Source organism: Aeromonas sobria, assembly GCF_006243315.1.
Taxonomy (GTDB): Bacteria; Pseudomonadota; Gammaproteobacteria; order Enterobacterales; family Aeromonadaceae; genus Aeromonas; species Aeromonas sobria_A.
Window position 1 is genome coordinate 221,942 of record NZ_NKWE01000001.1, and the last position, 22,325, is coordinate 244,266.

Consider the following 22,325-nt stretch of genomic DNA (forward strand, 5'->3'; position numbering starts at 1 on the left):
GAGGTTTTATGAAATTTGGCATCAAATCCGTTGCGGCAGCGTTGCTGGCTGGCTTGGTTCTGACCGGTTGCGGTCAAAAAGAAGAGAGCAAGGTTCTGAAAGTGGGCGCCATTGCGGGCCCCGAGACCGAGCTGGTTGAAGTGGCTGCCAAGGTAGCGAAAGAGAAATACGGTCTGACCGTCGAGATCGTCAACTTCTCCGACTACGTCACCCCGAACGTGGCGCTGAACGATGGCAGCATCGACGTCAACGCCTTCCAGCACAAACCTTATCTGGATGCGCAGGTACGTGATCGCGACTTCAAGTTGATCCCAGTCGGCAACACCTTCGTCTACCCGATTGCCGGTTACTCCAAGAAGATCAAGGCGCTGAGCGAGCTGAAAGACGGCGCCCAGATCGCAGTACCGAACGATCCGACCAATCTGGGTCGCTCGCTGATCCTGCTGGCCAAACAGGGTCTGATCACCCTGAAGGATGGCGCCGGTCTGGAAGCAACTGTGCTGGATATCGCCAGCAACCCGCGCAACTTCAAGATTGTCGAGCTGGAAGCAGCCCAGTTGCCCCGTTCACTGGAAGATGTGGATCTCTCCATCATCAACAACACCTTTGCTGGTCAGATTGGTCTGACCCCGACCGAAAACGGCCTGTTTGTTGAAGATAAAGAGTCCCCCTACGTCAACCTGATCGTGGCACGCGACAACAACAAGGATGACGAGAAGGTCAAACAGTTCGTTCAGGCCTATCAGACCGACGAGGTCTACAAAAAGGGCGTCGAGTTGTTCAAAGGCGGCCTGGTCAAAGGTTGGTAATTGCTCACTTGGCAAAAAAGGCCACGCAATGCGTGGCCTTTTTTATTGGCGCCGCTATCATATCCGCGAGCACGGCAACACGAACATACTCATAACATGAAAAAATGGTATCTGGCCTACTGCAAGCCAAAAGAAGAGGCCCGCGCCCGCGCCCACCTCGATGCCCAGGGTATCGAATCTTATTACCCCATGGTGGAGATCGAGAAGCTGCGCCGGGGCAAACGAGTTCCAGTACGGGAACCCATGTTCCCCAACTACCTGTTTATCTTCGTCGATCTGGAAGAGGTGACACCGATCACCCTGAAATCGACCCGCGGCATCAGCCGGATCATCCACTTTGGCAGTGAATGGACCCCGATCAACAGCAAGCTGGTCTATCAGTTGATGAGTCGTGATGACAGCGACGAAGCAAGAGCCTGCTACGCCAACCTGCCCATCACGGGTGACAAGGTACTGATTGAAGAGGGGCCGCTGGCAGGATTTGAAGCCATCTATATGGAACCGGATGGGGAAAAACGGGCTATTTTGCTGGTCACCCTGCTCAATCAGGAGACCACCAGCAGCTTCGATAACCACACCTTCAGACGGCTCGATTAAGGAAAGTGGCGGGATCATCCCGCCATTTCACGCCTTGAGATCGAAGCGGGCAATCACTGCCGTCAGCTTGCCGGTATCCCCAGCCAGCCTAGCCACTATCTCCTCCCCCTGCTGACTGCGTTGGCAGGATTGACGGCTGAGCCCGGCGATATGGTCTACGGTGCCAGCCACCTCTGCGGCAACCCGGGATTGTTGCTCGCTAGCCACAGTGATCGCCTCCAGCTGACCCGATAGCGACTGCACCAGCTGGTTCATGGCGCTCAGGGTGTCGGTCACCAGTCCCACCGCATCTCGCCCCTGTTCAACCAATCGAGTACCCCCGCTCACCGTGAGCACCGTCTGGCGAGTCTGCTGGGAGATAGCTGCAATGGTCTGGCTGATCTCGGCGGTCGACTGATGAGTGCGGGTCGCCAGTTGGCGCACCTCGTCGGCCACCACCGCAAAACCGCGTCCCTGCTCCCCCGCCCGCGCCGCCTCGATTGCCGCATTGAGGGCCAGCAGATTGGTCTGCTCGGCAATGGTGGCGATCACTTCGGTGATCTGCCCAACCTGCTCACTTTGCTGCTCCAGCAGCCCCATGGCTTCGTTGGCCTGCCCAATCATGGCGGCAATCTGCTGCATGGTGTCGGTCATGCGCTCCAGGGTGATCTGCCCTTGCCGGGTCTGCTGCTGCACCTGATGAGCGCTATCAGCCGCGCTGGCAATATTATCCACCACATCACGGGCACGCATCGACATCTGATCAATGGCAACCGCCACCGCATCGACCTGCTGATCTTGCGCAGTCAAGTCACGCACGATGGCACCTGTGGTGCTGCCCACATCGTGGCACGCGGTCTCAACCTGCCCCACGGCTCCTTGCAGTTCCCCGACCAGATGACGCAACTGGGCAGACATCCGATTGATGGAGCCGGTCAACACACCCAGCTCATCCTGCCCCGTGATCGGCAGGGGCTCGGCCGCCAGTCGGCCATCCGCGACCTGTCCCGCCCGGGTCACCAGACTGGCGATGTCACGGGTCAGACGATGGCTGAAGAGCCAGGCGACCACCATGCCAAGCACGATGGCACTGCCGCTTGCCAGCAGCAGGGTTTGGCTGATGGTTTGCCCGGCTTGGGTCATCTGGAGCGAGATCGCCTCCACTTCGGCCCCGGTTTTGGTAATTTGCTGTACCAGCTGCTCACTGAGACGGGACTGCATCGGCTCGATGTCGGTGGCCATCAGAAAATTAGCCTGATCCCAATCCGGCGCCTGCCGCTTGCTGATCACCTGATCCACCAGCTCTGAGAAAGGGGTCGCCATCTCTTCAAACAGCTGCCAGAGGCTGCGCTGGGTCTCGGTAAAGAGCGCGGCTTGCTGTTTCACCTCGGCGACCCGCTGCTGGTGAAACTGGTAGTAATCCTGATATTTGCTGCGGTACTCGGGATCGCCGGAGATAAGAAAGTCCCGCAAAGCGGATAGCGCATTGGCGAGGCTGTTGTAGGCATCCCCCACCTGCTTGAGCAACATGCGGCGATCGCCGGAGAGCTGCTCCTGCGGGGTAGCGACCTCCTCATTGGCAAAAGATTGCAATTGATCGAGCGCCGCCTCCGCCAGCGGCCCCGCCTCTTGCAGCATCAGGGTGTGGGCAGGCAGGTTCTCTTCACTCTGGGCCAGGGTCCAGACCTGCTCCTGATGGCGCTTGAAAGTATCGAGGGACTGAGTGAGCGCCGGGCTGAACGCCTGATGGGCAATGGCTTGCCAGGCCGACCCCCACTCCTGCTTGAGGCGGGAGGCCTGGGCAGGGTCTTTACCGAGGATAAGATAGCCACGCAGGGCAGAAACGGTGGCAACCAGCGCCTTCTGGCTCGCCTCATCCCGCTGCAGGGCGGGCAGCGCCTGCTCCAGCAGGGTTTGTTGGGCCTGATTTATCTGGGTCAGCCGGTAATAGACCAGGGTCGATGAGAGCAGGATCAGCAGGTTGATAAAACCGAAACTAAGCAGTAGCTTGCTTGATATTTTCATGAACATCCTTGTTCAACTTGGGCGCTCAGGCCAACAAATCAGATAGATAGCAGTGTAGGCAATCTATCTTGCCAAGTCCGGTGCCAATGCTGCAATTCACTGCGTGGCATCGGCTTGGCGGAGAAAAATCCCTGACAAAGATCACAGCCGAGCTTGGCCAGCAGCTGCCAGGTCACCTCGTCTTCCACTCCCTCTGCCACCGATTTGAGTCCCAATTTGCGGGCCAGTTCAATACTGGATTCGATAATAGCCAAACGAGCCGGATCGGCATAGCAACGATGGACGAAGGAGCGATCCAGCTTCAACTCGGTAAAGGGCAGCGTGGCCAGCTGTTGCATTGAGGAGTAACCGGTGCCGAAGTCATCGATGGAGAGACCAAAGCCGTGCATCCGCAGCCGGGTCAACACCTCCAGCATGGCACCAATATCTCGAATGAAGGCACTCTCGGTCACCTCCAGGGTGATCAGTTCAGGATCAACGCTCCAGCGCTGACATTGCTCAACCAGGGTCTGGCACACGCCTCCCTCATGGAGCGAACTGACACACAGATTCATCGACAGATTGATCGATAACCCGGTTTTCCCCCAAAAATGGGCATCACTCAGCGACTTGCTGATGATGAGGTCAGTCAGCGGGTCGATCAGGCCGTGCTCCTCTGCCATCGGAATAAAGAGCCCCGGGGAGATCAGCCCGAACTCCGGATGCTGCCAGCGGGCCAACGCCTCCATCCCCACCCAGTGACCGGTCGCAAAACTGACCTTGGGCTGATACCAGGGCACAATCTGGTCACGATCAAGGGCCAACTTCAAGTCATCGACATCCAGGCGGTAGGCTTCCTCTCTGCAAGCAAGGGGTAGCGCGGGAGACCAGGCATCGATCAACTGCTTGAGCTGCGCCGGTCGACAGGGCTTTTCAATGCGGCCAAGCACCTGCAAACCATAGGCTGAGCCCATTCTCAGCACCGCATCAACCACATCCCCCCCCAGCGCACTGGAGAGAATAATGCCACCACGAAACCCCGCCAACGAGAGACGACGGAGCAAGCCCATGCCATCCATGCCAGGCATTCGCAAGTCACAAAACAGGATATCGATATTGTGCAGCTGACACAGCTCCAGCGCCTCCAGGCCATCTTTGGCTTCCAGCAACTGCTGATGACCCAGCCCACGGATCTGGTGCAGCAGAGTCTTGCGCTGAAAAGCGTGATCCTCGACCACCATGATGACCGGGTTGTGTTCTGTTTTATGCATTTAGCCATAACCTCGTTTTATGGGTTACCCGAGCGATCCACTCATCAACACGCTGGACCAAGCCCTCCAGCGCCCCCCATTGCTCTAATCGTGCTGCCGATTCAAGGCTTTCGGCCTGCTCCGCCAGCTCGTCTTCACCGACAATGCGGGCTGCGCCCTTGATACGGTGGGCAATCTCCAGCAAGGCCTCGGCATCACGGGTCGCGAGCGCCGCCAACATCTCTTCGCCATCTTGCTGGTTAGAGGCCAGATACTCCCCGGCCATCGCACGGCCAGTCGCTTCATCACTAAACAGGGCGATCCAACGCTCGGCTAACTCGCTGTCAGCACTCTCAACCATCGGCTCGGGCGCAGCCAGTTGCGAGGCGGGCAGCCACTGCAGCAAGGTCTGGCGCAAGGCCTCCAGCAAGTAAGGTTTGAGCAGCATGCCACTCATCCCCACGGCCGCCATGCGGGCTGACGATGCCTCCGAGGTATCCGCGGTGACACCTATGATGGGAGCCAACTCTCCTTGCGCCCGTAGCTGCTGAGTCAAGGTAAACCCATCCATTACCGGCATGTGGCAGTCGGTCAATAGCAATGAAAAACGCTGCTCTTGCCACGCTTTCAGTGCCTTCTCACCATCTTCTACTACCTCGCAATCGACTCCCAGCAGGGTCAACTGGCGCATCAATAAGGCACGATTGACCGGGTGGTCATCCGCCACCAGCACCCGACCGCTCAATGTTTGCTCGCTTTCTACCATGACGGTATGCACCGATCCGCCAAGTAATTCACGGCAGCTTTCAAGCAACAAATCCGGATAGAGCGGTGACTGGCCAAGCCGCCACCAGCGATCGGGTCCCAGCCGTGAGCGCAGTACTTCGCGGGAAGAGAAGATGATCCCCTTGAGGTCAGGCTTTTGTATCTGCGCTAACCAGTCACAGCCCAACGCGCGCTCTAGCTGATCTTCATCGGCCAGCAGCAACCCGCTGATGCCACTGCTCAGGCGCGCAGCATTGACCGGCTGCAAGGTGGCACCAAAGCGCTTCATCATTGCGTGTAACTGCGGGTCATCACCGAAGTACCACCACTCACTGTCCGCCAGCACGGGGGTATCCCACCTGGGTTTGGTAATGGGGATCGTGAAGCTGAAGCTGGCCCCCTCACCGGCACGGCTCTTGAGGGTCAAGCTGCCACCCATCTTGCGGACCAACTGATCACAGATAGCCAACCCAAGCCCGGTGCCGCCGAAGCGGCGATTGATATCCGACTCCAGTTGCTCGAATGGGGTAAACAGCAGCGCCTGCTTCTCCTTGGCGATCCCGATCCCGGAATCCGTCACCGTCACCACCAGCTGCTGACCGTGATAGTCCACCTTGATGGCAATGACCCCGATCTCGGTAAACTTGACCGCATTATTGAGCAGGTTGGAAACCACCTGCGCCACCCGGACGGCATCGATATCAGCCCGATCAGGAACATGTCCCGCCCAACAGAGGTCAACATGCAGCCCCTTGCCATGAGCCTGGGTAGCATGTCCGCGGATCGCATCGCATATCACCGTCTGAAGGTGGCTCATATGACAATTTATATGCAGCTGACCTGCCTCGATTTTGGAAAAATCGAGGATATCGTTCACCAGATAGAGCAAGTTATTGGTCGAGGTGACTACATTGCGCAGCAGGTAACGTTGATCATCATCCACGTCGCTCATCCGCAGCAGCTCCAGCATGCCATGCATACCCGAGATGGGCGTACGCAACTCATGGCTCATGGTGGCCAAAAAGCGGCTGCGTGCCTGCATAGCCTGTTCCGCATGGATGCGAGCCTCGCGCAGCTCATATTGCTGCAATTTGAGGGCGGTAATATCCTGCACCATGCCATTGAGCAGCAGGGTCTCCTCCCCTTGTACCACAAAGGTGCCACGCACCTGCAAGTAACGATCTCCGCCGGAATGGGGCACCTTGACCTCCCAATCGATCGGGGTCATGGTCGGCGCACTGGCAGCGACCCTGCAGACAAACTCCTGCAGCACCTCCTCGCTGACACCAAACTCGTTCCTCCCGGAGCAGTCAGACATCAGCGCCAGCGAAGAGACACCCAGGGTCTCCCCCGCCCCTTGCGAGATATAGAGAAATGCGCCATGACCGGAGCGATGCCACTGATACTGGTACACCACCCCCGGCATGCTGTCGGTCATATCCCGCAGCATGGCTTCCACTTCCCGAACCTTGTTTTCTGCCGCTTTCAGGGCACTGACATCGGTCAGCACGGTCAATACGCCATGAATGTCACCGTCGGGGCCCAGGTAAGGCAGCTTGACGTAGACCACATGAAACTGGGAGTTATCGATCCGCCGGGTATAGCCGGCCCCCTCCAGCAGGCAGGAGGTAGCCCAAACAGACTGCTCCTCAAGCAACATCTTTTCCCGTTCCTCGGGCGACATGTAACTCCAGCCATCCCCGCCGGACTCGGCCCCGATAAAGGCCTCCCGGTATGCCTTGTTACACAAGGTCAGGTTCTGTTGACGATCCCGCAGCGCCACCATGCTCGGCAACGAGTCGAGCAAGGTCTGAACAAATGCCAACTGCTCATTGAGCAGCTTCTGTGCCATGCGCCGCTGGACGATCTGCCGCTGCAAGGTACGGTTCCAGACCCAGAACAGGGCAAAAAACAGCATAGATACTGAACAGCCAACCACAAACCACAGCACCACAGTGTGGGTCTCCAGGCCGGTTTGCAGTCGCATCGTCAGCCAACGAGCTTCAAGCTTGCTAATCTCGTGCTGGGGGATGGCATAGAGAATTTTGGTCAGGACCTGCTGCAGCATAGGGTCGGCAGGGGATATCCCCATGGCACCGGGAATACGCAAGTCTTGCCCGGAGTAGACCACCCGGTAGCGATCTTCAAAGCCCCGTCCCAGGGCGGCAGGCAGGGTGGTCATGGTGAGCAGCACATAATCAGCCCGTCCATCATCAAGCAAGCGCAGCAGACGACTGTCATCCTTGACTGCTACCGGGTATGCGCCTAGCGAGGCCAACAGCTCCTCGTCAATGGACGCATCCACAATGCCGACCCGCGAGCCGCGCAACAATTCGATATTAGGCAGGTTTTTACTTTGCTTGGTACCGACGATAACGCGATCGACAAACATGTAGTTGGGGGTATAAAAACCCAGATGCTCGCGCTCTGCCGACGGGGTCATCACTGGAATAAAGTCGATTACGTGTTGTTTGAGCAGATCCTGGGTATCTCGCCAGGAGTCGGTGCGCACCAGCGAGAACTCCAGACCGGAGTAGCGACGCAGCAGGGCCACCATATCGGGTACGAAACCTATCAGTCGGCCACGGTAATTGAACTCGCTCATCGAGACCCAGTGAGGCGAGACGCCGTACCGCAAGGTCTGATGCGTGCGCAGCCACTCCTGCTCTTCAGGGGTAAATTTGACGGTAGTGATCTGCCCCGATGCCGCAGCCTGCCCCCCATTGATTGTTTCGAGAATAGGACGCAAGTCAGTGATAGGAAGCTCGGGCATCAAGCTATTTATTAAGCTGATGAGCGCCTTGTCAGCACGGTTGATACTGACCGAGAGCGAGGCGACCGGCGCCCACGCAGGCGTGAGGATGGTGAGCCCCGCATTCGGGTGCTGATCCAGCTCTGATAGTATTGAAGGCATGTCGGCCAGATAGGCATCAGCCAGCTGCTGCTTGAGCATAAAGACGGCTTCACTGCGGCGTTCTGCCGCAGTGACTTGCGATAGCCCCAGCGCCTTGAGCTGATCACAGGAGTCGGCCCCCACCACACAAACCCAGCGCATTTTTTTCGCGTCACTCAGTGACAACTCCGTGCGGCCGCTACTGAGCAGCACCCCACGGGGAATGGCGAACGGCAGAGGAATCGAGGCGATGTGATTCTGCCACTGATCGCCGGGGGGAAAGTTGATGACCACATGGATCTCGCCATCGCGCAACGCGTCAAGCGCACGATCGTAGGAGGTAAACTCCTTGTAGTGCAGGGTGACCCCCAGAGCTCTGGCGATCAATAGCGCCGTCTCGGGCACCGGACCGTTGAATCCCTGAACCACATCCTTGAAGCTATAGGGGGGAGACCCCATCATCGGCATACCAATGATCAGATCATGATGTGTGGATAACCACTCACGCTCTGCTTCATTCAGTAAACCTGTATTCAAACTGGTACTCGCCTGACCCACCACACTCCATAGCAGCAGCAATAAAAACTGGAATAGACGGCAACTGCGGCGGCTCATCAACTCGCTCCAAAGAAAAATAGGCCGCAAATAATAGAGATTTCCGCAAGATTCGCGAATAGATATTCGCGTTTTAACTTAACCCCAGCTTAACCAACTAAAAATGGCAGACCAGGGTCTGCCATTCGCACCAGGAAAGGGGTCATACAGACCCCTTTCATCAGGTTATTCGATTCCCGAGCCGGAAGCCGGTTTGATACTCCCGCTCGCGAACAAGGGCGATTTGACCCTGATATCCTTCCAGCCCGATATCTTTGAGCAGGGCGGGGGACAGATTAACCTGCACGAGACGACGCTCGACCCGGGCGATCCGTCGCTGGACCAGGGATTCAACACTACGCAGTAAAACCAGTTCGATAGACATGACATTCTCCAGTTGAACATGCGGTTCTCCCGGAGAAAGTGGATATCACCCTGCGGGACGAACCGCGGGTGATAAAAAGACAGGGGTTACCTGTTTACGCCACGCGGTAAAAGAGCACGAGATTTCACGCCGCACGCAGTGCCGCGAGAGGATGCAATATTGAGCATCAGATGTTGCATATTCGTCTCCTTACCGGATGAAAGTTGAACAGATTGCAGAAGTCTAAAAAATATCCGAATTTAAAACAAGCCTCTCCCGACTCCTTTTTAACCGTTTTTGCGGCATTTTATGCTGCCCGTGAAGCAACCCCGGGGCATCAGATCCCCGAGAGCAGCCGGTACTCCTCCAATACATAGGTATCTGTCATGCCGCTGACATAATCGAGCAGCAGCCGCACCCGGTAATACCACTCCTGCTCGTTGTGACAGGCAAAGCGTGGATCAGGGGTGGCGATCGCCAGCCGGTAGGCCTTGAGGTGGCGGGCCGAGAGGCGGTGATAGAGCCGCCGGGCAAAGAACAGCGCCTGACTCCCCTCCCCGGCCAGCAGACGGGCAAATTGTGGCGCCGGCAGCGCCAGCAGGCAGGCATAGCTTGTCAGCACCCCGCGCAGCGCCGCATAGCCTTCCAGTTCGAGGGCTTCCACCTCGGGGCGCAGAAAGACCAGCTCGCGGGCCACCCGCTTGAGGATATCGAGCACCCGCGCCGCGGGTGCCTGACCGTGAAGCAGCGCTTGCGGATAAGAGCCCTGCAAAATGGCCTGATGCTCGCTGACATAGCTCTGCGCCGCCAGCGCCACCAGATCCCGGGTCAACTGTTGGCGAAAATGGGGGAAAAAGCCCCGGCTGGAGGCCAGCGCGTCATCAAGCAAGGTGCCCATGTAGTCGCTCTGATCGGCCCCTCGCAACGCAGCCAGCAGTTCACCCAGCGTCAGGACCCGCCGATCGACCGCATCCTCCAGATCGGCGATGCAGTAGGAGATGTCATCGGCCGCCTCCATGATGTAGGCGAGCGGGTGACGACAGCCGGGAGCCAGTCCCAGACTCTGGCCGAGGGCGCGGTAGAGCGGCTGCTCGCTGAAGAAGATGCCGCGCTTGCTGCTCCAGCCATGATGCTGGCCATAGCTCACTCCGGGCTGGGGCTGCTGGGGGTATTTGCACAGCGCCCCCAGCTGGCCGAGGGTCAGGTTGAGCTCGTGCAGGCTGTGTACCAGCCGCAGGCTCTGGGCGTTGCCATCGAACAGCTGCAGATCGTGACGCAATTCCGCCCACTGGGCCGAGGGAGGCTGCGCCAGCGCCTGCTGATAGAGGGGATCGAGCATCTCGCCAAGCCACTGGCTCATCACCTGCTCGCCAAAGTGGCCAAACGGCGGGTTGCCAACATCGTGCAGCAGGCAGGACATCTCCACCAGATTGATAAAAGCCCCTGCGCAAACCTCACCGGGCGGCAAAGCGGCCAGAATGCGGCGGCTGATCTGGCGGCCGGTCTCCTGCACCTCCAGCGAGTGGGTGAGACGGCTGCGCACCGAGGCCTTCACATCGAGCGGAAAGACCTGGGTCTTCTGCTGCAGCCGGCGCACCGGCGCCGCCTGCACTATGCGGGCGCGATCCTGCTCGGTCGCCTCCAGCAAATCCTCATCCCCCCAGGGGTGGATGCGCTCGGGGGTAATCAAACGGCTATACATCTTGCAGCTCCTTGCCAACAACTTCCCTCAGACTCAAGACAACCTCCACTCTCAAGACAACAACCAGCGCCGCAGACGGGCGATATCGCCGGGATATTCGCGGCGCAGCGTCTCAATCCAATCCTCTACGTTTTCCCACCAGGCGGGGTGATCCGGGCTCTGGATCAGCTGGGCAGTCTGCTGCAGGCGGCGCAGGCCGATGGAGCCTGCCGCCCCTTTGATCTTGTGCGCCTCCTCCACCACCCCCGCCTGATCCTTGGCAATCATGTTGGAGTCGAGCACTGCCATATAGTCGGGGAGCATCTTCTCGAACAGATCGACGCTGGAGAGCAGCACCGGCTTGCCGACGGTATCGGCGTAGTCGGTGAGGAAGGGCAGATCCAGCAGCGCATCCTGATTCCCCGCATCCGCCTGCTCGTCTGCCTCATCCTCGGCCAGATCGGCAAACAGGTGACCAATCACCTCCCGCACCGCTTTGGAGCCGAGCGGCTTGTTGATCACATCCTGCATGCCGTGATCCCGATAATACTGGCGATCGCCGGTGGAATTGGCGGTGAGCGCCACCATGGGCGGCAGGCTGTCGCCATAACGCTCCAGCAGTTTTGCGGCCACATCGAAGCCGGTCATATCCGGCAGCTGGATATCGAGCAAAATGAGGTCGAAATCATCCGGGTTGGCCATCGCCAACGCCTGGGTACCGTCCCGTGCCACCAGCACCTGATGACCCAGCTTGTTAAGCAAAGCGCAGGCCACCGTCACGTTGAGCTCCACATCCTCCACCAGCAGGATATCGAGGGAGGGCATCTCATCAGCGGGCTCCGGCAGCACAGGCTCGGCGCAGGCCACCTCCAGTTCGGCCGTGAAGCAGGAGCCTTCGCCCGGATCGCTATCGACATAGAGCTGACCACCCATCGCCTGCACCAGCTGGCGGGAAACCGCGAGGCCAATGCCGGTACCGGTGGCGTGCTTCTTGCCTTGCACCTGATAGTACATGGCGAAGATCTTCTCCTGCTGGGCGCGCGGGATGCCGACGCCGGTATCCTCCACCTCAAAATGAAGCGCCAGCTTGCCCGGCTGGTCAGCGGGATGGGAGAGGCAGCGCACGGTCACGCCCCCTTCATCAGTGAACTTGACTGCATTGCCCACCAGGTTCCACAACACCTGACGCAAGCGGGTGCCGTCGGCCATCACGAATTGCGGCATGTCACCATCGCGATCGAAATGGAGATAGAGTCCCTTCTGCTCCGCCTGAATGCGGGAGAGGGTCTCCAGCTCGTCGAGAAACGCGGGCAAGTCGATGCGGGTCGGCGCTATCTCGAGGCGACGGCGATCGAGTTTGTCGAGATCGATGATGTCATTGAAGATATTGCCAAGGGTGACCGCACTCAGATGGATGATCTTGAGCTGCTGATGCTGTTTGGCATCGAGGGGGGTATCCATCAGCATCCGGCTTAAGCCCACAATACCGTTAAGCGGGGTGCGCAACTCGTGGCTGATGGTGGAGATGAAGGTGGTCTTGTCGCGGCTCGCCTTCTCCAGCTTGTCCTGATACTGCTTGCGCTCGGTGATATCGCGGCCAAAACCGAGCAGACCCAACCGCTTGCCGAAACGATCGAAGAAGGGCACTTTGCGCAGCTCGAAGTAGGCTTTGCGGCCATCCGGGTACTCAAGCCACTGCTCGTAGGTGAGCGGCTCGTTGCTGCTGAACACTTGCCGGTCGGTCTCCACAATCTTGTTGGCGATCTCCTGCTTGTAGACATCGAACGGGGTCAGCCCGATCAACTCGGCCTCCACCTTGCCGGTCAGCTCCTCCATGGCGCGGTTGCAGCCAGAGAACTGCTCATCCTCGTTGCGGTAGTAGACCAGATCGGGGGAGCAGTCGATGAAGGAACGCAGCAACGCGGTGCGTTCCCCCAGATGCAACTGAGCCTTCTCGCGCTGAAATACCTCGTTCTCCAAATCATCGATCGCTTGCTGGCGTAGATCCTCGGCCCGGTTGGTCTCGGCAATCTGGGTATTGAGGCGGCTGATGTTCTCCTGCAACTGGCTATTGAGCTCCAGATCCCGCTCGCGCATATCTTGCAGCTTGCGCACCATCCGGGTCAGGCGCTGACGGGAGTCCTCCAGCTGGTCCACCACGATGGAGAGAAAATAGACCGCCCAGGGGGTTACCAACAGGCCAAAGAACACCGAGCGAACGAAGTCGATCACATCGATATTGCCGCGCAGGAACAGGGTCACCCCCATCTGGATGGCGACCGCCAGCACTATGATTCCCGCCGCCAAAAACATGCTGAATCGCACCAGTCCCAGCTTGGTCATCAAGTCGACGTAATATTGCGCCCAGGATTTAATCTGCTTCATCTTGTTGTTTTCCCCCGATATGCGCGGTACAGAATAACAGCACAACCGAGTGAACTCTTCTTAATCTCATACAACGACCCCTCGATTGTGTGAGCTGATAGACGAATACTGCAGGCATAACGCCAGTCGGTACGCCATACACAGCATTAAGGAGCACAATTCCATGCGTCATCTTCCGCTACTTGGCCTGGGTCTGCTGGCTGCCAACAGTGCCTACGCCGATTTGGGTGCTATCCCCAAGCAGTCCGGCTGGTCCGGTTTTCTGCTGGGTGGCATCAATGTCATTGACTACCAATCCAATTTTTATAACGGCAACGATGACCACAACACGATCGCCGGTCTGAATGGCCCACAAAGCAGCTCCACCGTTGCGCCACTGCTCAACGCCGATATCCGCTACACCTTTGCCGATACGCGCACCCAACTCTTCCTCGGCAACCTGATCCAGGATGCCATTCGTTTCGACTTCACCCAGCAACTGGGACTGCGGCAGGAGCTGGGAGACAAGGGGATTGTCGGTGGCTCGCTGGTATTCAGCGCCATGCCAACCGAGCAGTGGAGCGATCCATTCGCCGTGGGGGTAGCCCGCAGCTCGACCGATATCAACTCCACCGGGGCACGGGCAAGCTGGGACAAAATCTGGGGCAGCAACTTCAACGCTAGCCTGACTACCCGCAATATCGATGTCGATGAAGAGCGCAGCGGTAGCCAATATGGTGCCGAGACAGCAGCCAAGCTGGATCGCAATGGCAAGATCCACGCTCTCGAACTCTCCTATCAGTGGCGTTTTGCCCCCGGCCAAGTGCTGGAACCTGCGCTGATCTATCGCGACGCAGACCTTGATGGCAGCGCCCAGCGCTACAAACAGAGCGGCATACAGCTGACCTATGCCAAGCGGGGGCCCCAGTGGTCATTGGTCAATAACCTCTACCTCGGCCAAAGTAACTATGACGAGGCCAATCCCCTCTTTGGCCAGTACGCCGATGCCGACGAGTTTGCCGCAAACGTCATCTTTTTCTGGCATAACCTGTTTGGCGTCAGCGCCCTCTCGGCCACCGCCAGTGCGGCGTATGCCAAATCCAGCTCCGATATCAGCTTCTACGATTCACAAGCCACCCGCTTCAGCACCGGCCTGCTCTACAACTTCTAGTGCGTAGTGGGCGTTACCCGCCAAAAAAGAGCAAGGCCACTCGAGAGTGGCCTTGCTGCTGTCTGCTTGCGTCTCAAATCCCTAAAGAGTCGAGCAGATCGTCGTGATCGTTGGCGACCGGAGCCGCAGCCTGAACCGGCTTGGCGGCATCCAGCTTGGTCTGGGCGATCAGGGCGTCAGGATCCAGCTCCTCGTGCTCCATCCCCTCACTGTGAATGCGGATAAACTCGGTTTTGTCCATCGCCAGCTCCAGATAGAAGATGTTGTTGCGGGCGGTGAAGAAGGTGACGCGGCGCGCTTCCGGGTTATCGAGGTTGGTATCGACACTCAGCATAACCTGCTTGTTCAAGGCCAACATCTTCGGCTGGTTCTGGGTGATATGGGTCTGCAGATCGCGACCCACCTTGACGGTAAAGCTGCCGACGATCTGGTTCATCAGCTCGCCCATCACGTTGCTCACCTCGTCAGAGGTGTGGGAGATGGCAAGATCCTCCTTGGATAGCCCCATGCTGAGCATGTAGCTCTCGTACAGTTCCATGGCAGCGGCGGCGGAAAAGTTGATCACCACCAGACCGGAAAAACCGCCATCAAACAGCACAAAACAGCCGATATCTGGCTTGAGGCAGGTCTTGCTGATCCGCTGTACCATGCCGGAAAAACGAACCTGACTCTGCGTTGCAGCACTGAGTACCTGAGTCACCGAGTTGCACAGGCTGAGCAGCACATCCTCAGTGGTCAATACGGCTTCATCATCGGATCTTGTTACTATCATGGGACCTTCCTGAACATCGAAAATGGGCTTATCTATACCATAACTCTAACAGATGGCGCGGCCCGGAGACTGAAATAGCGACACGCCTCTCAGTTGACTCCGCTATCAACAGTCACAGGGGGTAAAACCGCTTAGCTTGGCGAGCCGGATACGCCATCTATCGGCTTGTTCAGCCAACTCTTGTGGCTCATAAGGTACGGTCGGATGGGCTCCCCAGATGGGGCCGGGCCAAGCGCGATCCGTTGCAAAACGGGCGACATGGTGAAGATGGAGTTGCGGCACCAGATTGCCCAGCGCCCCTATGTTGATCTTGTCCGGGCTGAGGCCCTGTTCCATCAGGGTGGCGACGGCGCAGGACTCCTGCATCAGCTGTTGCTGCTGCTCCGGTGCCAGATGGTGAATTTCCCGCAAGTTGGCGACCCGTGGCACCAGGATCAGCCAAGGGTACTGGCTATCTTTGGCCAGCAAGACACGGCAGAGAGGCAGATCCCCGAGCAACCGGGTATCTGCCTGCAGGCGTGAATGCAATTCAAACATGAAAACCTCGTTGAGTACGATGAACAGAGCGCCTGAAAAAGGCGTGTCCACGTTACTGCAACGGGCAACAAACTTAAAGCTGCGGCACGGCCCAACCGATAAAGCGCTTGCGCATAGCCGGATCGGCCTTGAGGAACAGCTGCTGCAACTGCCCTTCCAGCTCGCTGGCTGCCACAATAGGTTGCACCCCACCGGCGACCGTGGCCGCTGGCTGCGTAGCAACGGCGCCTGCTGTCAGCGCCGCCTTGCCACCGCTGCGGTTGTATTCAGCCAGTTTGCCGTTCCAATCCACCCCAAGCAGCATGCCGCTGGTCACCAACGCATCCTGTTGGATGGCAAGTGCCCGGCCATTATCCTGCAACCCTACCACCGGGGCCTTGGCATAGGCTTGCATCCCCCGCTCGTCTCCCGGCACGCTGGCCGTCAGCTGCAAATGCTGATTGCTGCCCTGATAGCGCACCACCTGCGGCTCGGAGCGCACCTGCCGATCATTCTCACTGCTGCTGCGACTGGGGATCACCCCCTCGAAGCGCACCAGCAGTTGCTGCTCGCCATCCGCCAGGGTGGCATGCTGCTCATCCTGTAAGGTGCCGTTGCTCACCGCGAGGATGCGGAAATTCTCCGGCACCTTCACTTCCACTACGGCCTGCGCACTGCCTGCCCCCAAGACTGCACAGAGCAGCACAAACCCGGTCAACCCTCTATTACTCTTCATTCCCGCTGATCTTCCTGATGCCGATGATGGGCGCAGGGTAGCAGCCGAAGATGACAGAAAAATAACGCAGCTCAGAGCAGATAGCGGGGCCGCTCGGCAAACCACTGGGCCAGCACTTGTTTAAACAGCCGGATCTTGCGCGGCACCCGCCGCTGCTGGGCATGCAGCACATGGAGCTGATGCAGGCCGCTCTGCCACTCGTCGAGCACGCTCACCAGCTCTCCCGCCGCCAGCAGCGATTCCACCAGCATCAGCGGACACTTGGCATAGCCCATACCGGCGCGCGCCAACTGCAGCACAGTGCTGTAGTGGTTGGCCCGCACCTTCCCCTGCACCAGAATGTGGGCCTCTTCCCCCTCACGGATGAAGTGCCACTGCTCCCAAGCTGGATTGTGCCCCTGCAACAGGCAACTACGGCCACTCAGCTCATAAGGGGTGACCGGACGCCCCTCGCGTGCCACCAGTGCGGGACTGGCGACCACCACATCCCTGAGCCGCCCCAGCGGCAGCGCCACCAGATTGTCCGGTACCTCGTTCATGGCGCGCAGGGCGATGTCGTTCTCCCCCTGACTCATGTCGACCATCTGGTTGGTAAAGTTGAGTTCCACCTCCACTCCCGGGCAGAGCGCGGCAAAGCTGGCCAGCAGCTCGCTCACCATGCGATCGCCGGTGCTGACCGGGCAGGTAAAACGCAAGCGGCCGCCATCCTCTTCGGTCAGCGCCTGAATATCCTGCTCCGCCTGCCGTGCCAGCGCGAAGATCTCCCCCGCCTGCTGATAGAGGGTCTTGCCCGCCTCGGTCAGGCTGAGGCGGCGGGTGGTGCGCTGCAACAGTTGCGCATTGAGGGAGGACTCCAGCGCACTGACGTGGCGGCTCAGCATCCCCTTGCTCACTCCCAGCGTATCGGCAGCGGCCGAGAAACTGCCGCGCAGCACCACTTCGTAAAAGCTGACCAGATGGGCGATATCCATCATTAGCTCCAATATGGAAACAATGGGTTTATTTTACGCGCTTTTTCGCATTTTCTGTTGCGCTAGAATCAACACATCCCAACCAGGAGTGATGCAGATGAAAATTGTGATTGTGGGTGCCTCTGGCACCGTCGGCTCCGCGGTCAGTGAACTGCTTGCCCAAGATCATCAGGTGATCCGGGTCGGCCACAGCCGTGGCGATGCCACGGTCGACATGCGCGATCCCGCCTCCATCAAGGCGCTGTTTGCCCAGCTGGGCCAGTTCGATGCGCTGGTGGTCGCCAGCGGTAGCGTGGCCTTCAACGGCCTGACCGAGATGACCGACGAACAGTGGCAGGTGGGAGTGGAGAGCAAGCTGATGGGCCAGATCAACCTGACCCGCGCCGCCATCCCCTATCTGAATGACAAAGGCTCCATCACCCTGATCAGCGGCATTCTGAGCGAGGAGCCGATCAACTGGGGGGTGAGTGCCAGCACCGTCAACGGCGCCATCGATCACTTTGTGAAAGCGGCCGCCTGCGAGCTGCCCCGCGGCCTGCGCATCAATGTGGTGAGCCCCACCGTGCTGGAGGAGTCGATGGACAAATACGCCGACTTCTTCCCGGGCTTCGTGCCGGTGCCCGCCGCCAAGGTGGCGCAGGCTTACAAGAAGTCGGTGCTGGGCATCCAGACCGGTCAGGTGTTCAGGGTCAACGGCTGATCGCCGCTCGCTTGCCACCAGACCAGCAATAAAAACGGGCCCCGCAGCGGGGCCCGTCTGTTTCTCTGCCTCTCTCCTTCGCCACCAGCAAACGTTTGTTTATTGGCAACAACAAAAGAGAGCAAGCCTTAGTCGATCAGACCGTATTGTTCGCGCAATACCTCGATGATCTCCTGCTTGGGATTGGCAGAGCGCACCAGCTTGTGGCCAATGATCTTCTCGGCGATCCCGACGTAGGTGTTGGAGATATCCATCATCACTTCGGTCGGCAGCTTGTTATCGCGGGCCAGGGCAAAACGTTCCGGCATGCGGTTCTTGTTGAGCAGGATGTCCGGATCCGGGAAGTGGTTCAGCAGCCACTGACGGAAACCCTCTTTGGACTTCTCGACAATCTGACCGTCGCGCAGGGCCGCGCCATCCCAGATACGGGAGCTGTCGGGGGTACCCACTTCGTCCATGTAGATCAGCTTCTCGTTGCCCGCCGCATCGTGAACGTAGCCAAACTCGAACTTGGTATCGACGAAGATCTGATCCAGCGCGGTCAGCGCGTCGCTGATGACGTTGAAGCCCTCTTTGAGCAGCACTTCGTAGCGGTCGATGTCGGCCGGTTTGCTGAAGTTGAAGCCTTTATAGTGGCGCTCGATATCGGCACGGGAGACGTTGACGTCATCGGCTTCTGGCACACCATCCAGCCCTTTCAGCACGCCCTTGGTGGACGGGGTGATAAGGATCTCCGGCAGCTTCTGATCTTTTTTGAGCCCTTCTGGCAGGGTGATGCCGCAGAACTCGCGCTCACCATCCTTGTAGGCTCGCCACATGGAGCCGGTGATGTACTGGCGGGCAATGGCCTCGATCATCACCGGACGGGCTTTTTGCACGATCCAGACGAAGGGGTGCGGAATATCCAGAATGTGGCTATCGGCCAGTCCCTTCTCCTTGAACAGCTTGAACCAGTGGCTGGAGATGGCGTTGAGCGCCGCCCCTTTGCCCGGTACACCGTTCAGGCCATCCACACCTTGCCAGATGCAATCGAAGGCCGAGATGCGGTCACTGATCACCATGAGGGCGAGGGGCGCATCGGCTGGCACATCATAGCCTTTCTCTTTGATGAGCCGGGCACTGTCTGCCGGGGTCAACCAGTAGACGCTGCGCACTTTGCCGGAATGGACAGGTTTATCGGTACGGATCGGCAAATCGTCATTCACCGCCAATACTTGATCTGCAAGACTCATGGCTGATAACTCTTCCTGTTTGTGGGGGGTAAACATCGCAAGCCACGTTTCCCATCAACGGGTTACCACGTGATGGCAAGGGGGCTCACATCATTGAAAACATGCACCATTCCCCTCGTTTGCAGAGGGATCCCGATATAAAAACAGGGGCACAAGGCCCCTGTATTTATTCTGCTTTTGCTGCTGCCTGATCGGCCAGCCCTTTGGCGAACGCCTCGGACAGGCTGATATACATCTGGGAGATGACCCCGGACGAGACCGGCTTTTTATCCTTGTCGAACAAGGTGATGGAGGTCTTGCCCCCCGCCATCTCGCCCAGCTGGAAGCGGAACTTCTCCTCCTCCAGTTTGAACGGTTCACTACCCTTCTCTTTCCAGAACTTGGCGCCCGGCTCTTCGTACTCGACGTCGATCCAGCCCAGTGACTGCTGGGTGTCCTTGATGATGAAGCCGTAAGCGGGCAGTACCTGATTAAGGCGACGCCACACCTGATCAAAGGATCCTTCGGCAATCCAGGCGCTCAGCTCGTTGTTGTCCAGCCCCAGTTGCAGAGCCATACCATCGTTGGACTTGTGCTGTTCGCGCGCTTTCAACTGCTGGTCGTAATAGAGGGAGAACTGGTTCAGCACCCGGGCGGCGTAACGCTGAGCATCGGCAGAGGTCAGCTTGTTACTGCTCTCACCATCGATGGTCTCTTCATGATCCAGCACCCGCACCGACATGTTGACAGCGTGGCGCTGCACATCGTTGCGCAAAGTGAACTGGTAACGCTGACGGATTTTGAAATCTTCGTCATCTTCACCCCAGCCATCGAGGGCAACCGTGTTGTCAAACCAACCGGTTTGCAATACGCCATCTTGCTGATCCAGCTTCTCGGTGGTCACCTTGTATTTGGCTAGGAAGTTCATCAGGAACGACCAGGTATCACGCTCCACGCTCTGGCTGGTGCTCAGGGCATAGAAGGCCACGGTTGGCTCGCTGGCGGTTTGCACCACCTGACTGCCCGGTACCACGGTCAGCAGCTGGGCAGGCGGACGCACGTCAATCTTGGCGCCGAGGGCACCTTCACGGCTGCTCTCGGGCAACGGCGGGATATCGTACTGGCTGTTGAAAGTGGGGGCGCTCAATCCTGCGGGGATCAAGAACGCACGGCCCTCGAGACGGGCATCTTCATATTCGAAGCCCCGGTTGGCCATTTTGCGATCCTGGGGGGTGCTGCAACCAGCCAATACGGCTACGGTCGCAACACTCAGCACCAGACGGGCTCTATTTCCCTTTCCATTTGATTTAAACACTCGCCATCAACTCCGCAGTGGTCAGTGCTCGCGCCATCGCTTGTTCGCCCTCGGCAGTGAGGTCAACCAGCGGCAAACGCAAGGTTGCTGTTGCAATCAACCCCAGCTGGGCACAGGCCCATTTCACCGGGGTAGGACTCGGTTCGCAGAACAGAGTCTGATGCAACGGCATCAAGAGATTGTTGATGTCATGGGCCTGTCCGGCATGACCGGTCAGCGCAGCACGACACATGTCGGCCATCTGGGCCGCTGCAATATTGGTGGTAACCGAGATAACACCATCGCCACCTTGCAGCATAAAATCACAACCAGTGGCATCGTCGCCACTGTAAAGGGCAAACTCCGGCCCGCACAGCTCACGCAATAACGGGGTGCGGCTCAAATCACCGGTCGCCTCTTTCAAACCGATAATGCCGGGAACCTTGGCCAGACGGGCTACGGTCTCCGGTTTGAGATCGCAGCAGGTGCGACCGGGCACATTATAAAGAATTTGGGGCAGACCACTAGCCTCGGCGATCGCACAATAGTGGCGATAGAGGCCCTCTTGGGTAGGTTTGTTGTAGTAAGGGGTAACCGAGAGACCTGCCACTACACCGGTTTTGGCCAGCCGTTTGGTCAATTCAATGGCATGGGCGGTATTATTGGAGCCGCAACCGGCGATGACGGGGATGCGACCGGCGGCATACTCAACGGTCTTTTCAACAACGGCGATATGCTCCTGCTCGCTCAGGGTCACCGATTCCCCTGTGGTACCCACCGCAACAATGGCGCTGGTCCCGGCGCTGACATGATAGTCGACCAGCTTGGCCAGACTGGCCCAGTCGACTTCACCTGAAGCCAGCATGGGGGTAACGAGCGCAACAATACTACCGCGTAACATGGATATTTCTCCCGATTTTCAGGGGCGTAATGGTAAAGCTGCCCCCTTTTAAAAACAAGGGAGAGAGGGGATAAGCCGTGATACCATCCGCCACAAAAAGTAATGAACGAAAGTCGGCGGCGCCCATCAGGGAGTGGTCATCACGGCCAGAGGGTTAGCTTGCCACGGTCGCTTTCGCAACAAAATAATGGACGAGAGAAGATTTATGACTCATTACCTGGTCGTAACGGCCATCGGCACGGACAGGCCTGGCATCGTCAATGAAGTGACCCGCCACGTCAGTGGCTGTGGTTGCAACATCGTCGACAGCCGCCTTGGCATCTTCGGCAATGAATTTACCTTTATCATGCTGCTCTCGGGCGACTGGAACAGCATGATGCAACTCGAGATCAGCCTGCCCCTGCGCAGCCAGGAGTGGGACCTCATCACCATGATGAAGCGCACCGAGCGCCACCACTCCCTGCAGTATGATATCGGCGCCAGTGCCGAACTGTTGATCCGCGACCAGCCCGGCATCGTAAGCCAGTGCACCCAGTTCTTCAGCGAACATGGCTGGAACATCCAGGCGATGCAATCCATGACCCTGGAGCAGCAGCCGTTCAACCTGCTCAAGATCAGTTTTCAGCTCAATCTGGCCCGAGCAGGGGAAGTCGAAGGTTCACAAACCGCCTTCGCGGCATTCTGTGGTGTACTGGGTGCCGAATCGTTCGAATTTATCGTCAATCGCAAACACGCCTGAGGGCGTTTTACCCG

Annotated in this window: 18 protein-coding genes; 5 read left to right on the forward strand and 13 right to left on the reverse strand. The window is 58.3% G+C overall.

Going from position 1 to position 22,325, the window contains the following annotated elements; all coding sequences use genetic code 11:
• Positions 1 to 8 precede the first annotated feature (8 nt).
• Together metQ and rfaH are read left to right on the forward strand one after the other, a co-directional pair.
• Positions 9 to 809 (forward strand): methionine ABC transporter substrate-binding lipoprotein MetQ, encoded by an 801-nt coding sequence (metQ, locus tag CF137_RS01070; RefSeq protein ID WP_139717294.1) that lies wholly within the window; start codon positions 9 to 11, stop codon positions 807 to 809.
• 96 nt (positions 810 to 905) lie between these two features.
• Complete coding sequence (rfaH, locus tag CF137_RS01075; protein WP_162515479.1) at positions 906 to 1,406, forward strand: transcription/translation regulatory transformer protein RfaH; 501 nt, start codon at positions 906 to 908, stop codon at positions 1,404 to 1,406.
• 27 nt (positions 1,407 to 1,433) lie between these two features.
• Here rfaH and CF137_RS01080 read toward each other — a convergent pair whose 3' ends face one another.
• The 6 genes from CF137_RS01080 to arcB form a co-directional block, all read right to left on the reverse strand.
• Positions 1,434 to 3,410: a HAMP domain-containing methyl-accepting chemotaxis protein gene (locus CF137_RS01080; RefSeq protein WP_139717296.1), complete on the reverse strand. Its 1,977-nt coding sequence runs from the start codon at positions 3,408 to 3,410 to the stop codon at positions 1,434 to 1,436.
• A gap of 38 nt (positions 3,411 to 3,448) precedes the next feature.
• Positions 3,449 to 4,660, reverse strand: coding sequence for an EAL domain-containing response regulator (locus tag CF137_RS01085; RefSeq protein WP_139717298.1), 1,212 nt, complete (start codon positions 4,658 to 4,660; stop codon positions 3,449 to 3,451).
• Entirely contained in the window at positions 4,653 to 8,912 is a 4,260-nt protein-coding gene (locus CF137_RS01090; RefSeq protein WP_139717300.1) for an ATP-binding protein, read from the reverse strand. The genes CF137_RS01085 and CF137_RS01090 overlap by 8 nt, the downstream gene beginning before the upstream one ends.
• A 160-nt stretch (positions 8,913 to 9,072) precedes the next feature.
• A complete protein-coding gene (locus CF137_RS01095; RefSeq protein WP_101318093.1) occupies positions 9,073 to 9,276 on the reverse strand; it encodes a hypothetical protein in 204 nt (67 codons plus the stop codon).
• A gap of 316 nt (positions 9,277 to 9,592) precedes the next feature.
• Positions 9,593 to 10,957 carry a dGTPase gene (gene dgt / locus CF137_RS01100; RefSeq protein WP_139717302.1) on the reverse strand — a complete coding sequence of 455 codons (1,365 nt, stop codon included), beginning with the start codon at positions 10,955 to 10,957 and terminating at the stop codon, positions 9,593 to 9,595.
• A 51-nt stretch (positions 10,958 to 11,008) separates the two neighbouring features.
• On the reverse strand, positions 11,009 to 13,321 hold the full coding sequence (gene arcB, locus CF137_RS01105) for an aerobic respiration two-component sensor histidine kinase ArcB (RefSeq protein ID WP_139717304.1): 2,313 nt from the start codon (positions 13,319 to 13,321) through the stop codon (positions 11,009 to 11,011).
• A gap of 163 nt (positions 13,322 to 13,484) precedes the next feature.
• Here arcB and CF137_RS01110 point away from each other — a divergent pair, with 163 nt between their 5' ends.
• Positions 13,485 to 14,471, forward strand: a complete 987-nt coding sequence (locus CF137_RS01110) for a DUF2860 family protein (protein WP_139717306.1) — start codon at positions 13,485 to 13,487, stop codon at positions 14,469 to 14,471.
• 73 nt (positions 14,472 to 14,544) lie between these two features.
• On the opposite strand, the gene CF137_RS01115 is transcribed toward CF137_RS01110, so the two are convergent.
• The 4 genes from CF137_RS01115 to CF137_RS01130 all read right to left on the reverse strand — a co-directional run bounded on the left by CF137_RS01115 (position 14,545) and on the right by CF137_RS01130 (position 17,466).
• The gene (locus CF137_RS01115) at positions 14,545 to 15,243 is read right to left on the reverse strand and encodes a DUF3334 family protein (protein ID WP_042018548.1); all 699 of its coding nucleotides are present in this window, start codon (positions 15,241 to 15,243) and stop codon (positions 14,545 to 14,547) included.
• Positions 15,244 to 15,348: 105 nt separating this feature from the next.
• Positions 15,349 to 15,780, reverse strand: a complete 432-nt coding sequence (locus CF137_RS01120; protein ID WP_139717308.1) for an HIT domain-containing protein — start codon at positions 15,778 to 15,780, stop codon at positions 15,349 to 15,351.
• Between the two features lie 73 nt (positions 15,781 to 15,853).
• A complete protein-coding gene (locus CF137_RS01125) occupies positions 15,854 to 16,495 on the reverse strand; it encodes a DUF2057 domain-containing protein (RefSeq protein ID WP_139717310.1) in 642 nt (213 codons plus the stop codon).
• 71 nt (positions 16,496 to 16,566) lie between these two features.
• The gene (locus CF137_RS01130) at positions 16,567 to 17,466 is read right to left on the reverse strand and encodes a LysR family transcriptional regulator (RefSeq protein ID WP_139717450.1); all 900 of its coding nucleotides are present in this window, start codon (positions 17,464 to 17,466) and stop codon (positions 16,567 to 16,569) included.
• A gap of 97 nt (positions 17,467 to 17,563) precedes the next feature.
• Here CF137_RS01130 and CF137_RS01135 point away from each other — a divergent pair, with 97 nt between their 5' ends.
• A complete protein-coding gene (locus tag CF137_RS01135; protein WP_139717312.1) occupies positions 17,564 to 18,166 on the forward strand; it encodes a short chain dehydrogenase in 603 nt (200 codons plus the stop codon).
• 128 nt (positions 18,167 to 18,294) lie between these two features.
• Here the strand turns inward: CF137_RS01135 and CF137_RS01140 are convergent, their stop codons facing one another.
• The 3 genes from CF137_RS01140 to dapA form a co-directional block, all read right to left on the reverse strand.
• On the reverse strand, positions 18,295 to 19,398 hold the full coding sequence (locus CF137_RS01140) for a phosphoribosylaminoimidazolesuccinocarboxamide synthase (RefSeq protein ID WP_139717314.1): 1,104 nt from the start codon (positions 19,396 to 19,398) through the stop codon (positions 18,295 to 18,297).
• 166 nt (positions 19,399 to 19,564) lie between these two features.
• On the reverse strand, positions 19,565 to 20,692 hold the full coding sequence (gene bamC, locus CF137_RS01145) for an outer membrane protein assembly factor BamC (RefSeq protein WP_139717316.1): 1,128 nt from the start codon (positions 20,690 to 20,692) through the stop codon (positions 19,565 to 19,567).
• Entirely contained in the window at positions 20,685 to 21,572 is an 888-nt protein-coding gene (gene dapA, locus CF137_RS01150; protein WP_101323752.1) for a 4-hydroxy-tetrahydrodipicolinate synthase, read from the reverse strand. The genes bamC and dapA overlap by 8 nt, the downstream gene beginning before the upstream one ends.
• Before the next feature lie 205 nt (positions 21,573 to 21,777).
• Here dapA and CF137_RS01155 point away from each other — a divergent pair, with 205 nt between their 5' ends.
• Complete coding sequence (locus CF137_RS01155; protein ID WP_101346335.1) at positions 21,778 to 22,311, forward strand: glycine cleavage system transcriptional repressor; 534 nt, start codon at positions 21,778 to 21,780, stop codon at positions 22,309 to 22,311.
• Positions 22,312 to 22,325: the final 14 nt, after the last annotated feature.

Excerpts from the sequence above, each read along its gene's own strand:
- CF137_RS01130 (WP_139717450.1), bottom strand. The coding sequence starts at position 17,466 with ATGGATATCGCCCATCTGGTCAGCTTTTACGAAGTGGTGCTGCGCGGC.
- CF137_RS01085 (WP_139717298.1), bottom strand. The coding sequence starts at position 4,660 with ATGCATAAAACAGAACACAACCCGGTCATCATGGTGGTCGAGGATCAC.
- CF137_RS01115 (WP_042018548.1), bottom strand. The coding sequence starts at position 15,243 with ATGATAGTAACAAGATCCGATGATGAAGCCGTATTGACCACTGAGGAT.
- CF137_RS01135 (WP_139717312.1), top strand. The coding sequence starts at position 17,564 with ATGAAAATTGTGATTGTGGGTGCCTCTGGCACCGTCGGCTCCGCGGTC.
- CF137_RS01120 (WP_139717308.1), bottom strand. The coding sequence starts at position 15,780 with ATGTTTGAATTGCATTCACGCCTGCAGGCAGATACCCGGTTGCTCGGG.
- metQ (WP_139717294.1), top strand. The coding sequence starts at position 9 with ATGAAATTTGGCATCAAATCCGTTGCGGCAGCGTTGCTGGCTGGCTTG.
- CF137_RS01095 (WP_101318093.1), bottom strand. The coding sequence starts at position 9,276 with ATGTCTATCGAACTGGTTTTACTGCGTAGTGTTGAATCCCTGGTCCAG.
- CF137_RS01110 (WP_139717306.1), top strand. The coding sequence starts at position 13,485 with ATGCGTCATCTTCCGCTACTTGGCCTGGGTCTGCTGGCTGCCAACAGT.
- dgt (WP_139717302.1), bottom strand. The coding sequence starts at position 10,957 with ATGTATAGCCGTTTGATTACCCCCGAGCGCATCCACCCCTGGGGGGAT.
- CF137_RS01125 (WP_139717310.1), bottom strand. The coding sequence starts at position 16,495 with ATGAAGAGTAATAGAGGGTTGACCGGGTTTGTGCTGCTCTGTGCAGTC.
- CF137_RS01155 (WP_101346335.1), top strand. The coding sequence starts at position 21,778 with ATGACTCATTACCTGGTCGTAACGGCCATCGGCACGGACAGGCCTGGC.
- rfaH (WP_162515479.1), top strand. The coding sequence starts at position 906 with ATGAAAAAATGGTATCTGGCCTACTGCAAGCCAAAAGAAGAGGCCCGC.
- dapA (WP_101323752.1), bottom strand. The coding sequence starts at position 21,572 with ATGTTACGCGGTAGTATTGTTGCGCTCGTTACCCCCATGCTGGCTTCA.
- CF137_RS01140 (WP_139717314.1), bottom strand. The coding sequence starts at position 19,398 with ATGAGTCTTGCAGATCAAGTATTGGCGGTGAATGACGATTTGCCGATC.
- CF137_RS01080 (WP_139717296.1), bottom strand. The coding sequence starts at position 3,410 with ATGAAAATATCAAGCAAGCTACTGCTTAGTTTCGGTTTTATCAACCTG.
- CF137_RS01090 (WP_139717300.1), bottom strand. The coding sequence starts at position 8,912 with ATGAGCCGCCGCAGTTGCCGTCTATTCCAGTTTTTATTGCTGCTGCTA.
- arcB (WP_139717304.1), bottom strand. The coding sequence starts at position 13,321 with ATGAAGCAGATTAAATCCTGGGCGCAATATTACGTCGACTTGATGACC.